Below are 14,658 nucleotides of genomic sequence, written 5' to 3'. Positions count from 1 at the left end.
TGGCCGGGTAGGTCCAGGCCCTTTACTTGATGAAGACTTTGGTGGCCCCATAGCCGAATTTCTGCTTTTGGGCATCTTCGAAGTATTTCACGTGTGGATGCCGACCCAATCGACGGTGCAACTCAGTCCGCAAGGTGCCGGTGCCTACGCCGTGGATAAACGTAATCTCACTCATTCCGGTGGCAATGGCGTTTTCGAGCAGCTTTTCGAACGTTTCGAGTTGAAGATCGAGCAGCTCGCCCGGCTGTCGGCCACCGGGTCCTTTGGGTAACAGGACATCGATATGCAAATCAACTACCGACGAGGGCCGCTCAAAGCTGGGCGGAATAGCGGGGTTGTTTTTGGCCTTCAGCATTTCTTCTTTCAACTCCTGCGGGCTGAGCGGCACGGTTGGCAGCGGCATTGGAGCCTCGGCTGGCGCTTCTTTCTCATCCGCATCGAGCTGATACAAATGCCCCTGCTGGTTGAGCACCGGCACGGTTTTCTTGCTCGCATGGAACGTCTGAGCCCGGCATTTGAGCCGTTTCACCAACGGCGACCGAAAACTCACCTTGGCCGCCCGGAACCAAAGCCCCTGAAACAGAAACGTTGGCCAGCTATCGAGCGTCGAAAACGAGTAGTAGTCGTTTAGTTTGGCCGACGACCGGGGCTTGAGCACTCCACTTTGCAGCCCATTGAGGGTTGTACCCCGCTCTTCGGCGAGCGTGTAAGGCATATCCCAGTCGGTATTATTCACCAGATGCACAGCAAACTCGCGGTCGTTCTGGGCCACAAACGCCATGTAAATGCCCTGATTGGCCAGAATAACCGGCCCGGTTGGGCGCGGAGGCTGGGCGTTGCCCGAGGGGCGCAAAAGCCGTTCGGCCTCCAACGGCGACACAACCACCAGTTCGGAGCGGAGCACCGGAATCCGAAAGCCGTCTTCTATTTCGATTTCAACCTGATTGCCACTCAGAAAGCGCGTCACCACGCCTTGTTCTTTGGCCCGTATCATACGGACTTTATCGCCAATGTTCATTGCTGTTCAGACCCGGAATGGCCGGGCTTCTGGAGAAACCAACCCGAATCCGGGCGGAAAAGTTACGTTTGTGCCTATACCGACAGGCTTTACCGGCTCAATATCCGCCAAAGTACTTGCGGGTGCCCCATTCGAGGGTTGCCAGTGCCAGAATCATAAAAAAGAGCCAACGCCAGTTGATGAGCTCATTCAGTTCTTCAGTACTGCTTAGGCGCGCCGGTGTTTCGCGACTGCTGAGGTCGCGCACGAGGTTAGTCACCGAGGCCGTGTTGTAAAACTTACCGCCGGTTTGCGAGGCCAGTTGCCGCAGCAAGCCGTGGTCGGCCGTGGTGTTGAGGGCTTCGAGTTGCAGATCGCGCACAATAAACTGCCCTTCCGACACTTCATTCTTGCCGCTTAGGTTGGTGGTTGCCCGGAACCGGTAGGCTCCTTCGGGCAGGCGGCTGATTTCGAAACGGCTGTTGTCGGCTGTGGGGGTATAGTTGAAACTGCGTGTGATACCGCGTTCGTCCAGAATACTCAGGTTGATGGGCTTGTCGTAGATACGCTCGTAAATATCGTTGTAGAGCTCAGTCTCAAAAATGACTTTTTCACCCGCTACAAACTCATTTCGAATGGGGTACACGCGCAACTTGCGCCGGTCTTCTTTCACCGAAATAAGCTGAATGACCTTTTGCAGCATTTCGTCGATTACCTCCTGTTTGTCGGTCAGGTCAAACTCTTCCATCCGCCATTGCCAGAGGCCTTCGCCCGCCAGCACAGCCGCCTTACGCGGGCGTTCGGGCGAGCCGGCCGTTACGTTGAGCGCAAGCAGGGGCTTCTGGGTTTGTACGCTGCCCACCTGCTGCCAAAGCACCACCTGACTGCCGGGCAACAGCCGAAACTCACCGTAAGGCACCGACATGGGTGGCATTTTGGTAATAATATCGAGCCGGGCGGCATCCAGGTTCAGTTGCTTGTAGGCATCGTTGTAGCGGGCGGTCACCTTATCACTCTGTCCGGGCAGGGCCGTCACCTGCATCACCGGGTTGAGCGTATTGAACGGCCCCATAGCCGACTGATTGCCCAATACAAACAGTACCGGAGTGGTATTGTTGCGGGCCAGCAGTTGCTGTACCGAGGCCGTACTGGCCCCGCCATTGTCGGGAATCTGGTGGAGAATAATGAGGTCGTACTTTTTATCGGCAGGTGGCGGGCCTTCGATGCCGTTAATCATCCGAACATCGAGTTCGTAATTCTGATTTCGTTCGAGCATACTCCGAATCGCCTTCACGTCTGGGTGCGGAGCCAGAGCCAGCAAAAGAACTTTCTCGCGCCCGTCGATCACGTCGATGTACACATCCTGCCGGTTGTTGCGGGTGCTGAACTCGCCCGGCTGCGGCACTACTTCGACTGTAAATCGCTGTACCCCTTTCTGGGTGGCTGTAGTCTGAAACGTCACCGAGCCAAAGGTCTGGTTCTGCCCGAAAGAGACACTCTGCCGACCCACCTCTTTGCCGCCCTGCCGCAGCACCACGGTACCGGCCCGGCCACTAAAGCCGTTGCTGGTTACTTCCACCTGAATTGGAAACTGATTGTTCAGGTACGCAATCCGGTTGGCCACGATGCCCTTGATAGCAATGTCGCGCTTGGGAATGGTGTCGCCGAGTCCCACGGTGTGAACGGCAAACGGGTACTGCCCAAACGTGGGCGATAGGCCCTGGTTGAAAATACCATCAGAGATAAGCACCACATCGGTGAGATGGCGGCCTTCGTAATCTGACCGGATTCCCGACAGCAACCCCGACAGGTTGGTTGACCGCTGGGTAAACGGAATCTGAGTCAGGTCAGTCCCTTCGGTCATGGCCGAGTCGCTCAGGGTCCGCACCGATACATCCAATCCGGCACTGCTCAGTTGCTGCTGCAAGGCTTGCAGGTTGCTTAGGGCGGTGTTGAGCGCGGGCCGTCCGGCAGCGGCTACCGACTCCGAGTTATCGACAGCCAGCACCACTTTCGGTTTTTCGGTCAGCGTCTGTACACTGCGGATGAGCGGGTTCACCAGCAGAAAACAGAGTAAACTCACGACCAAAAACCGAACAGCCGCCAATGCATAGCGGACGTTGCGGTCCCAGAACGAAACAGAGTCAGAAACACCGGTACTCAGCCGGGCTGGCAGCGGTTGATACAATGCAGCCGCATACAGCGCTCCTACCAGCAAACAGACCAGCACCCACCAGGGTGAGGATTGGAAAATAACGTTCATAAAGAAAGTAGTGAGGAGACAGAAGCGAGAAGTGAGGAGAAACGGGTTGCTCACGAATAAATACCGTTGGGCTACCTTTTCTCCTCACTCCTCGCTTCTATCTCCTATATCCTAAGTAAGCATTCCCCCGTCTACCTGGAGCACCTGCCCCGTCGTGTAGCGGGATAAATCAGAAGCCAGGAACACGCAGGTATCGGCTACCTCTTCGGGTTGCCCACCCCGCTTGAGCGGGATCTGCTGCTTCCATTCTTCCACGGCTTTTTCGTTAATCTCGCCGGTCATCTCGGTCTCGATAAAGCCCGGTGCCACAGCATTGGAGCGAATATTCCGCGAGCCCAGTTCGAGAGCTACCGACTTTGTAAAGCCGATAATACCCGCTTTCGAGGCTGCATAATTGGCTTGGCCCGCGTTGCCCCGGATACCTACTACCGACGTCAGGTTGATAATCGACCCGGCTTTGGCTTTCATCATGGGTTTGATGGCGGCTTTGGTCAGGTTGAAGACCGACTTAAGGTTAACGTTGATAACAACGTCCCATTGTTCTTCCGACATCCGCATCAGCAAACCATCTTTGGTAATGCCGGCATTGTTGACGAGCACGTCGATCGAACCGAAGTCAGCCAGCACTGCGGCAACCAGATCCTCGGCTGCTTTGTAATCCGAAGCATCTGACCGGTACCCTTTGGCCGTGATCCCGAATGCCTTCAGTTCGTCTTCCAGGGCCTGCCCTTTTTCTACGCTCGACAGGTACGTAAACGCCACCTGAGCGCCTTCCTGCGCGAAACGCTGAGCAATAGCCCGGCCAATTCCGCGTGAGGCACCCGTAATGAGCGCCACTTTTCCTTTCAATAAATCCATTGGCTACAAAATACCCTCTCAATCTGGAGAGAGCTTGGTTTTTGACTGGCTCAAAAATAGCCCTTAAGCGGGGAATGACAATAGTAAAGTAGGATCTTCTTGAGAAAGAATGGACCTCTCTCAGACCCCTTCGGGAAAGAATTGGCAAAAGCCTATTACCAGCAACCAGTACTCTGGATTAGTACCGTTCGAAAGCCAGATGATTTCTGCTGCAACAAGATAAATAGCCGCGCGGTCTATTTCTGAACTATGACGTATCGTACGCTTAAACCACTGCCCAAACTTGCCGATAGATTAGCCGCATGCGATTGGATTGACCGGTCGTACCACAGATACTGATACGAAGCTGAGGCCAACGCTGTTTCAACCAAAAACCGGTTACTCAGCCGGTAAGCCAATCCCAACTGCACAGACCCACTCACCGAATTAGCCCGGTTGTCTAATCGTGTAGACCCGCTGTTACTGTACTCAACCGAGGCCCTTACAAACGGCGTTAACCGTTGGTTGGATACATATCGCTGTACAAACGGGCTGATTGAATACGTCTGAAACGGACCGGAAACCGGTGTCGTTTCCATTTTCTGTGAGGAAAACCCCAGGCGAAGCCCCACCAATGTGTTGGTAGTCACAAAACGACCAATAGAGGCATTGATCGTTACCTGATTCGTGTTATTGGATTGATTCTGACCACGGGCCTTGTTCTCATCGCCAATAAACGTAGTACTGAAGCCCCCCTCCACTACCCAGTTACCGGCCTGTGTGGGGGTTAGCTCCGTTTCGGGGTTCGTCAGGCCTGTACCCGATGGCCCCATCCAGTACACAAGCCCTAACCCAACCGTACTGGCTGGAATAGGCAAGCTCGTTCCGCTGATGGTCCCCTGCACCCCCAGGCGCTTACTCAAAAAATAGGTGCCGCCAGCTTCAACCGTTGGGTTTATTGAAACACGAGTATTCCGATACGAAAGATCAGGGTCGTATTCTCGGTACGAATGATTGAGCGAGGCTTCTACACCGGCCCCGGCAAACAGCACTACCGGCCCTACAGACCAGTACCGCCGAAAAAAGGGGGCTAAAGACACATCTGTGGCATTATCGAGGTTACCTACCGTGTTGCCGGTGTTAAACCGACGCTTGCTAAACCGACCTGAATAACCAACACCAACACCCAACAGCCAATTGTCGGCGACAAATTGCCCAATCTGCACATTTAGCTGTGGTCTTATCGAGGGAGCTTCATACGATTCATTCTGTGGGTTTTCTACCTTTTGTACATCATAGCCTAAGCCAAATCCCCCACTCAGTATGCCGTTGCCTTTTTGGGTTTGCGCCTGCGCTCCGAATACCCCCAGCAGACCAGCCGCCAGTACAATTGTCTTTTTCATAAAATGGTTGTGTGTAAATGAACGACCAAAGAAAAGAGACAAATGGCAACACACAAATGAACGCTTAAAACTTTTTTCAACCGGAAAATCCACGGTCCTATCAGGGTGCGCCAGGTATCCGGAATTCCTTTAATCAGCGACAAATTGACCCAAACCCACCCAACTGAAAATCAAGACATTAACCTACCTGCCAGACAAATTTTATATTAAAATTGTAGAAAAAACACCTCATTTGTTTGGCGTTTGTTCCACATCGGGGCTATTTTCGCTCACGATACTTGAAACTTAACCTTGTTGAAATGATTAAGAAAATGCTCCTGACGGTGCTTTTTACCGTCTCGTTTAGCACGATTCAAGCTCAGTCAGTACCCGCCGAAACTTCGTCAACAGAGACCTCTTTTTACGACCAGATACCCCTTGTTGGTGAGGTCATCAACTACGCCAAAAAGCATCTCTCTATCCGCTACCGCTCAGGTGGTACTACGCCCAGAGGTTTCGATTGCTCAGGCTTTACCCGGTTCTGTTTCAGCAAATTCGGGATTCAATTACCCCACTCCAGTGCCGCTCAGGGCAACGTTGGCCAACCAGTCGACAAAGAAGAAGCGAAGCCCGGCGATCTTATTTTCTTCAAAGGACATTCAGCCAGCGGTAGCCGAATCGGGCACGTGGGCATGATTACTGAGGTGGTTGGCGACAAAATCAAGTTTATTCACTCGGCCTGGAATGGCGGCATCCGCTACGATTACCTCCACGCCGATTACTACCAGCGCCGATTTGTTGGCGTCCGTCGGGTAGTTACCCTCTTAGCCGAGAAATAACAGCTTACCCAATCAAAAAAGCCGGAGAGCGAATCGCTCTCCGGCTTTTTTGATTGTATTGGATTCCCGCCCTTACATGTTCCGGCGGTACTGCCCGCCCACGGCGTACAGGGCACGGCTTAGCTGCCCCAGTGTACATACTTTGGCGGCTTCCATCAGGCTTTCAAAAATGTTGCCCCCCTCCAGGGCCGTTTGCTGCAACTGCGCCAGTGCCTGTTCGGCCTCAGCCCGGTGCCGCTCCTGAAACGCCCGGCACGAATCGACCTGATACCGGCGCTCTTCTTCCGTCGAGCGGATAACCTCGGCCGGGGTGATGGTGGGGGAACCGTTCGGGTCGAGGAAGGTATTGACGCCCACAATCGGGAGTTGACCGTTGTGCTTGAGCGTTTCGTAGTACATCGACTCTTCCTGAATCTTGCTGCGCTGATACATGCGCTCCATAGCGCCCAAAACGCCCCCGCGCTCGTTGATAGCCAGGAACTCGGCGTACACCGCTTCCTCGACCAGATCGGTCAGTTCTTCGACCACAAACGAGCCCTGTAACGGGTTTTCATTTTTGGTCAGGCCAAACTCCCGGTTGATAATCAACTGAATCGCCATGGCCCGCCGAACCGACTCTTCGGTCGGGGTGGTAATGGCTTCATCGTAAGCGTTGGTGTGCAGTGAGTTGGTATTGTCGTAAATGGCCAGCAGCGCCTGCAACGTCGTTCGGATGTCGTTGAAGGCAATCTCCTGCGCGTGCAGGCTGCGACCCGAAGTCTGAATGTGGTACTTGAGTTTCTGGCTCCGGTCGTTGCCTTTGTACTTGTGTTTCATGGCCTTCGCCCAGATCCGACGCGCCACCCGGCCCAGCACGGTGTACTCGGGGTCCATGCCGTTGGAGAAAAAGAACGACAGGTTGGGCGCAAAATCGTCGATTTTAAGGCCCCGGCTGAGGTAGTACTCCACAAACGTAAACCCGTTGGACAACGTAAAGGCCAGTTGCGAGATCGGATTAGCCCCGGCCTCGGCAATGTGGTACCCCGAAATCGACACCGAATAGAAGTTCTGCACCCGATTCTGGGTGAAGTACTGCTGAATATCGCCCATCATCCTGAGCGCAAATTCCGTCGAGAAGATACAGGTGTTCTGCGCCTGATCTTCCTTCAGAATATCGGCCTGTACGGTGCCACGCACGGTGCGCAAGGTATCGGCCTTGATGCGCTCGTACACTTCACGCGGAATCACTTTATCGCCGGTCGTACCCAGCAAGGCCAGACCCAGCCCATCATTACCCTCGGGTAATTCGCCATTGTAAACGGGAGTAGAAATAGATCCGTTCACACCTTCTCCCTTCTCCTTTTTCCCTTCTGCCTGTAGCCACTTCTCACACTGCTGATCAATAGCCGCGTTGAGGAAGAAAGCCAGCAACATGGGAGCCGGGCCGTTGATGGTCATGGACACCGAGGTGCTGGGGTCGCACAAATCGAAACCCGAGTAAAGTTTTTTGGCATCGTCGAGGGTACAGATACTCACCCCTGAGTTACCTACTTTCCCGAAAATGTCGGGCCGAAGTGCCGGGTCTTCGCCGTAGAGCGTCACCGAGTCAAAGGCCGTCGAAAGCCGTTTGGCGGGCATATTTTTCGAGACGTAGTGAAACCGGCGGTTGGTACGTTCGGGGCCACCCTCGCCCGCAAACATCCGGGTGGGGTCTTCGCCCGCCCGTTTGAGCGGAAACACACCCGCCGTGTACGGAAATTCACCCGGCACATTCTCCGTCAGGAGCCAACGCAGCACATCGCCCCAATCGTGGTATTTGGGCAGGCTTACTTTGGGCATTTTCAGGTGCGAAAGGGTTTCGGTGTAGAGCGGCTGCCGAATCACCTTGTCACGCACTTTGTATTCGTAAAACTCGGCTGTGTACCGCTGTTGCATGGCGGGCCACTGCTGCAACAATGCCCGGCAATCGGCATGAAGGCGACTTTCGAGCGTACTGTATATCTGGCCCAGTTCGTCTTTCAACGGCCCATCAGGCAGGAGCTTCAGGGTGCCGTCGATCTGGTAAAGTTGCCGGGCGAGGGCCGTCTGTTCGGCCACGAAATCGCCATACCGGCGGCTTTCTTCCACAATTTCGGCCAGGTACCGCACCCGGTCGGCGGGGATGATCGCCTGCGGACGGGCATCAGTTTTCCCGGCGGTTGCATCGGGCATTTGAACCCCCAAAACTCCCATGAGCCGGTCGAACAGGGCGTTCATGCCACCGTCGTTGAACTGAGCGGCAATAGTACCCAGAATCGGCAGTTCATCGTCGGGCGTATCCCAGTTGTTATGGTTCCGGCGATACTGCTTCCGCACATCGCGCAGGGCATCGAGCGAGCCGCGTTTGTCGAACTTGTTGATGGCAATCACGTCGGCAAAATCGAGCATGTCGATTTTTTCGAGCTGCGTAGCTGCCCCATATTCCGAGGTCATCACGTACAGCGTCTTGTCGGCGTGTTCGGTGATTTCGGTGTCTGACTGCCCAATCCCTGAAGTTTCCACAATAATCAGGTCGAAACGAGCGGCCTTGCACACGTCGATGGCCTCTTGCACGTGCCGACTCAAGGCCAGATTCGACTGCCGCGTTGCCAGCGAACGCATGTACACACGAGAGGCTCCGTTGTGGTTATGGATGGCGTTCATCCGAATCCGGTCGCCGAGCAGGGCCCCGCCGGTTTTACGCTTCGACGGATCGACCGAGATGATCGCCAGCGTTTTGTCGGAAAACGTCCGCAGGTACCGCAACACCAATTCATCAACCAGCGACGATTTACCCGCCCCGCCTGTGCCTGTGATGCCGAGAACAGGGACAGAATGAGTGAATGAGCGATTCGGTCCGCCGTAGCGGAGTGATTGAGTGATTGACTGGAAGTTAGTGGGGTTGTTCTCGGCCATGGTAATCAGGCGCGGCACCTCGTCGGTGGCTACCTGTTCAACCCGGTCAAGGGCGGGCAGTTCAAAATCACACTGCCGCAACAGATCGTCGATCATGCCCTGCAAGCCCATCGCCCGGCCATCGTCGGGGCTGTAAATGCGGGCAATGCCATAGGCGTGGAGTTCCTGTATTTCGGAAGGCAGAATAGTACCTCCGCCCCCACCAAAAATCTTGATATGCCCGGCCCCGCGCTCGTTGAGCAGGTCGTACATGTATTTGAAAAACTCAACGTGCCCCCCCTGATAGCTGGTGATGGCAATACCCTGTACGTCCTCCTGAATGGCGCACTCGACAATTTCGGCCACCGACCGGTTGTGCCCAAGGTGAATTACCTCGGCTCCGGATGCCTGCATGAGCCGACGCATCAGGTTGATGGCGGCATCGTGCCCGTCGAACAGGGAGGCCGCTGTTACAATTCGTACTTTATGGGTCAGACCCGTCGTCGGGGAGGACTGGGGCTGAACGTCGGTTGTCGTCATGGCGCTGTTGAAAAATAGATTTCAGTTGATGAAGTTTTGGACAAAAATACGGAAATGGATGGAACGCAGATGGATTCGAGCGGTATTCCCGGCGTATCAAGTAGGCCTGGTTCCATTTGGCATTTGGTAACAAACGAGCCCTTGTCAAACCATGTTCCGCTTTTTCTCACTCTTACTGAGCCTGACAGCCCCGCTGCTCACGGCCGCCCAACCGGCTTTTGTCGCCAATTACGACGAGAATAAGGTAGGCACCTACACCCTACCCGACCCGCTTATGCCCCCCAACGGCTCGCGTATTACCTCGGCCAAAGCCTGGGAAGCCAGCCGGGGCTACTGGCTCAATCAGTTTGCCGCTCACGTGTATGGGCAAACCCCTATGCGACCGGTGCGGCTGCGCTTCCTGCCCGGCGAGGTGGTACCCAATGCTCTCGGCGGCAAGGCCACCCGCAAGCAAGTTGCCATTTACTTTGCCGACTACCCCGCCCTGCCGCCCATCAACGTACTGCTTTACGTGCCCAACAACGCCCGAAAACCCGCCCCGGCGTTTCTGAATCTGAATTTTTGCGGCAACCACTGCATCAGCACCGAAGCCGACCTGCCCCTCTCTGACCGCTGGGTGGCAAGTGCGCCCGATAACCACCGGGCTACCGAAAAAAGCCGGGGAACGCAGGCCCGGCGCTGGCCACTCGACACGATTGTGGCCCGTGGGTACGCCATCGTGACCGCCTACTACGGCGATATTGAACCCGACCACCCGACGGGCTGGAAAACGGGCATCCGATCGGTACTGGGCGACACCACCCGCACCGACAACTGGGGGGCCATTGGGGCCTGGGCGTGGGGCATGAGCCGTATTCTCGACTATCTACAAACCGACCCGACTATCGACGCCAAACGGGTGATTGCGATGGGGCACTCGCGCATTGGCAAGGCGGCTCTGTGGGCGGCTGCACAAGACAAACGGTTTGTGGCCGCCATCTCGAACGAAGCCGGTGAGGGCGGAGCCTCACTCGCCCGGCGTAGCTACGGCGAAACTGTGGGGCGACTCAACTACGCCTTTCCGCACTGGTTTGCGCGGCAGTACCGGAGCTACAACGACAACGTACCGGCCCTTCCCGTCGATCAGCACATTCTGCTCAGTCTGATAGCCCCCCGGCCCCTGTACGTGGCCAGTGCAGAAGATGACCGCTGGTCGGACCCGCGCGGGGAGTTTCTGAGCGCCAAAGCCACCGAGCCGGTGTATGGTTTGTACCGAGAAACGGGCATTGGCCCGGTAGAGTACCCCGCCGTGAACACGACGGTGGGCCAGCGTGTGCGCTACCATGTGCGTACCGGCCCGCACGATGTACAACCGTTCGACTGGTGGCAGTATCTGAATTTTGCCGATGCGTTGGTAAAGTAGCCAACGTGGTTATCTTTGGGTGACTATCGACCATTTATTCATGAAAAAAGGGTTTCTCTCGCTGTGTGCGGCCATTTTGTGCAGCACAAGCACCATTGCTCAGGACAATTCGTTGCTGTATGAGGTTACGGGTAATGGGCTTACCCAACCGTCGTACCTCTATGGCACGTTTCACCTCGTTTGCCCGAATGATCTGGTGCTAACCGAAGCCACCAAAAAGGCGGTTTCCGACACGAAACAGCTGTATCTGGAGATTGACATGGACGACCCCGCCCTGCAATCGTCTATGATGCGGAGTATGATGCTTACCGGCGGCAAAACCCTCAAAGATTACCTCTCCGCCGACGATTACACGCTGCTCGACAACCACCTGAAAGCCAGCGCGGGTATGGGGCTTGCGCAGGTGGGCGGCCTGAAACCCATCGCTATCTACTCCTTCATGGCCATGGGGGCTTTGGGTTGCCAGCCCGCATCATACGATATGACGCTCATGCAGATGGCCAGCAACGACAAGAAAGAGATTCTCGGTCTGGAGAAGCTGGAAGATCAGCTCGCCATTTTCGACAAGATCCCGATGGAAAAGCAGGTGACCATGCTGGCCGATATGGCCCGCAAACCGGGCGAGGTGAAAGCCGAACTGGATAAGCTACTGGCGGCTTACAAGAGCCAGGACCTAACGGCGATGATGAAGCAGATGAAAGAAAGCAAGTACGATGGCGGCCTCGACGACTTTGAAGCCGATCTGCTCGACAAGCGCAACCAAAACTGGATTCCAGTGATCGAAAAAGCCGTAAAAGACAAACCAACGCTCTTTGCGTTTGGGGCTGGTCACCTCGGGGGCGATAAGGGCGTGATTAACCTGCTTCGCCAGAAAGGCTATACCGTGAAGGGGATTCGGTAACGGAAATTTGCTTGTTTCAGATCAATTCACCGCAGATGACATCTCGTTTGGAGAGATGTCATCTGTTTTTTGTAGCCCCTCAATCAGTCTCCTACTTTTTGAACACCAGCGCCCGCACCGGCTCAATCCGGTTGATTACCAGCGTGGGTATCCAGAGCACAGCGGCAATGAGTACAAGGGTTGCCGCATTGAGCAGGCCAATTACGCCCCAGTCCCACTGAATCGGAACGAAACTCATGAAGTAATTTTTGGGGTCGAGCGGGATGAGCTTGAAGTAATCCTGCACGAAACAGAAGCCGAGCCCTACGGCATTACCAATGAGCAAACCCCACCCTACCATGTTGAGCCCCACGTACAGAAACATGCGCCGAAGCAAGGTATTCTGACTACCCAGCGCCTTGAGGAGCCCAATCATGGGGGTGCGCTCCATCATCAGTACGAGCAGAACCGACACCATATTGAAACTGGCCACAAACAGGATTAGAATCAGAAACACGAGTGTGTTCCGGTCGAGCAGCACCATCCAGTCGAACAGAGGGCCGTACTGATCGGTGACCTTGAAGAGCCGGAAATCGGGCGGAATCTGATCGAACACGGTCCGGAAGGTAGCATCGAGCCGGTCGAAGTCGCGGACAAACAGCTCGAAACTGCCGACCATATCGGGCGTCCAGTTGTTGAGCCGCTGAATAAGCCGGAGGTCGCCCAGCACAATCTGCTTATCGAATTCTTCGAGCCCGGTCATATAAATACCCACCACCGTGAGTTTACGCGGGCGGGGCTGACTGCCTCCCAGAAAATAGGTGATAACCGATTCGCCCACTTTCAGTTTGAGCTGATCGGCCAGAAACTGACTGAGCAAAATCTCGGTCGAGTAGCCAGCCGTTGTGTCGGCCCGTCCGGTTGCAACCCGCGCCGAATCGGTACCGATGGCAGGCACTCGCCCCGCCACCAGCGACTGCTCGATGAGCTGCCAGTTGTAATCGGTGCCTACCCCTTTTAGCACAACACCCGCCAGTTCGTCGGGGGTTTTGAGAATCCCCGCCTTGAGTGCAACGGCCTGCACATGCGCTATGCCTGGGTTTGACTGCACCTCCCGAAAAAACCGGGTATTTGTCGAAATAGGGGCCTCTTCGTACGACTGATTAGCCGTAAACTTACTCACCTGAAGGTGGGCTCCAAACAGAAAGATCTTCTCCTGAATGGTCTGCTTGAAGCCAAACAGCACGGCAAAGGCCACAATCATGACGGCCAGCCCAACAGCGATACTGGCAATACCCACTTTGGTGACGGTGGCCGAAAAACTTTCGATCGGAGCCTGCCGAATACGACGGGCCAAAAAAAACGGAACGTTCAAGGGTAAAATAGAGAGTAACGATAAACGGCTTCCAACCCATACCAACCGCTATCCGAATAACCCGTTCGGAGCCGGTTCGGTTGTTGGCGGCATAAAAGTAACGGATTTGCCGCGAGCTCTCGCCAATAGGTTTTACACGCAAATCGCTTTTAGGGGCATGACACGCAACCTGCTCCTGTTTTCTTTTCTGCTGATTACTGGGTGCCAACAACCCTCGGCCCAGCCCGGTACAAGCCCCGACCCCACGCCAGCCACACCCACATTACGCTCGGTGGCCTCGTTTCCGGTTGGTGCGGCTATCAACCCCAGTCTGCTGACGGGCAAACCCCTTTATCGCCAAACGCTCGAAACGGAGTTTAGCAGTATCACGTCTGAAAACCACCTAAAAATGCGGCAGGTGCATCCCGAAAAGGACCGGTACGACTGGAGCGGAGGAAACACGATTGTCGATTTTGCCAATCAGACTGGTAAACGAATGCACGGCCACGCGCTTGTGTGGCATCAGTCGGTACCCGATTGGGTCACTCAATTCAAAGGCGATTCGCTGGCCTGGGAAAACCTGTTGCGTGACCATATCACGACGGTAGTGAAACAGTACAAAGGCAAAATTGCGGCCTGGGATGTGGTCAATGAAGCCTTTCTGGACGATGGTACCCTGCGGCCCACGCTTTGGCTTCAGAACCTCGGCCCCGGCTACATTGCCCGCAGTTTTGTGTACGCCCGGCAGGCCGATCCCGCCGTGAAACTGTTTTATAACGAGTATGGGCAGGAGTACAGTACCAAAAAGCTGGCAGCCGTACTGGCAATGGTAGCCGATTTCCGCAAACGCAACATTCCGATTGATGGCGTGGGCCTGCAAATGCATACGAACATCGACCATCCCGACGCTCAGATCGAGAACGCGATCCGGCAAACGGCCGCTACGGGCCTGCTGGTCCATATCTCCGAACTCGACGTCCGGGTGAATCAGGCCAAAACCGCCAACTTTTCCCCGACCGACGCCCTTTGGCAACGCCAGAAAGCTAAGTACCAGGCCATTGCCACAGCCTACCGGACGATTGTACCACCGGCACAACAACACGGCATAACCACCTGGAACGTGAGCGATGCCGATAGCTGGATTCCGAGCTTTTGCCAATGCAACGACTTCCCACTGCCTTTCGACAAAGACTTCAAGAAAAAAGCGGCTTATGATGGCTTTCTGACCGGCTTGAAACCGTAATCAACCGCAAAGCTACCGCATGGGTAATT

10 protein-coding genes are annotated in these 14,658 nt (G+C 55.1%); 4 read left to right on the top strand and 6 right to left on the bottom strand.

Going from position 1 to position 14,658, the window contains the following annotated elements; genetic code table 11:
- Window positions 1–22: 22 nt before the first annotated feature.
- The 4 genes from RUDLU_RS0123070 to RUDLU_RS28950 form a co-directional block, all read right to left on the bottom strand.
- Window positions 23–1,018 carry a Smr/MutS family protein gene (locus tag RUDLU_RS0123070; RefSeq protein ID WP_019990809.1) on the bottom strand — a complete coding sequence of 332 codons (996 nt, stop codon included), beginning with the start codon at window positions 1,016–1,018 and terminating at the stop codon, window positions 23–25.
- Between the two features lie 97 nt (window positions 1,019–1,115).
- Window positions 1,116–3,260, bottom strand: a complete 2,145-nt coding sequence (locus RUDLU_RS0123065; protein ID WP_027303322.1) for a hypothetical protein — start codon at window positions 3,258–3,260, stop codon at window positions 1,116–1,118.
- Between the two features lie 111 nt (window positions 3,261–3,371).
- Window positions 3,372–4,118, bottom strand: a complete 747-nt coding sequence (gene fabG / locus RUDLU_RS0123060) for a 3-oxoacyl-[acyl-carrier-protein] reductase (protein WP_019990807.1) — start codon at window positions 4,116–4,118, stop codon at window positions 3,372–3,374.
- 236 nt (window positions 4,119–4,354) lie between these two features.
- The gene (locus RUDLU_RS28950) at window positions 4,355–5,500 is read right to left on the bottom strand and encodes a porin family protein (protein WP_019990806.1); all 1,146 of its coding nucleotides are present in this window, start codon (window positions 5,498–5,500) and stop codon (window positions 4,355–4,357) included.
- A gap of 299 nt (window positions 5,501–5,799) precedes the next feature.
- Between RUDLU_RS28950 and RUDLU_RS0123050 the strand changes: the two genes are divergently transcribed.
- Window positions 5,800–6,318 (top strand): C40 family peptidase, encoded by a 519-nt coding sequence (locus RUDLU_RS0123050; RefSeq protein WP_019990805.1) that lies wholly within the window; start codon window positions 5,800–5,802, stop codon window positions 6,316–6,318.
- A gap of 72 nt (window positions 6,319–6,390) precedes the next feature.
- On the opposite strand, the gene RUDLU_RS0123045 is transcribed toward RUDLU_RS0123050, so the two are convergent.
- Window positions 6,391–9,750 (bottom strand): methylmalonyl-CoA mutase family protein, encoded by a 3,360-nt coding sequence (locus tag RUDLU_RS0123045; RefSeq protein WP_019990804.1) that lies wholly within the window; start codon window positions 9,748–9,750, stop codon window positions 6,391–6,393.
- 151 nt (window positions 9,751–9,901) lie between these two features.
- On the opposite strand from RUDLU_RS0123045, the gene RUDLU_RS0123040 reads away from it, so the two are divergent.
- Window positions 9,902–11,152: an alpha/beta hydrolase family protein gene (locus RUDLU_RS0123040; RefSeq protein ID WP_019990803.1), complete on the top strand. Its 1,251-nt coding sequence runs from the start codon at window positions 9,902–9,904 to the stop codon at window positions 11,150–11,152.
- Window positions 11,153–11,192: 40 nt separating this feature from the next.
- Window positions 11,193–12,053: a TraB/GumN family protein gene (locus RUDLU_RS0123035; protein WP_019990802.1), complete on the top strand. Its 861-nt coding sequence runs from the start codon at window positions 11,193–11,195 to the stop codon at window positions 12,051–12,053.
- A gap of 91 nt (window positions 12,054–12,144) precedes the next feature.
- Here the strand turns inward: RUDLU_RS0123035 and RUDLU_RS0123030 are convergent, their stop codons facing one another.
- Complete coding sequence (locus RUDLU_RS0123030; RefSeq protein ID WP_019990801.1) at window positions 12,145–13,407, bottom strand: ABC transporter permease; 1,263 nt, start codon at window positions 13,405–13,407, stop codon at window positions 12,145–12,147.
- Window positions 13,408–13,564: 157 nt separating this feature from the next.
- Between RUDLU_RS0123030 and RUDLU_RS28015 the strand changes: the two genes are divergently transcribed.
- A complete protein-coding gene (locus RUDLU_RS28015; RefSeq protein WP_019990800.1) occupies window positions 13,565–14,629 on the top strand; it encodes an endo-1,4-beta-xylanase in 1,065 nt (354 codons plus the stop codon).
- Window positions 14,630–14,658: the final 29 nt, after the last annotated feature.

This window comes from Rudanella lutea DSM 19387 (genome assembly GCF_000383955.1).
GTDB lineage: Bacteria > Bacteroidota > Bacteroidia > Cytophagales > Spirosomataceae > Rudanella > Rudanella lutea.
The sequence above is the reverse complement of the archived record's forward strand: the minus strand, read 5'-3'. Positions and strand labels throughout refer to the sequence as shown.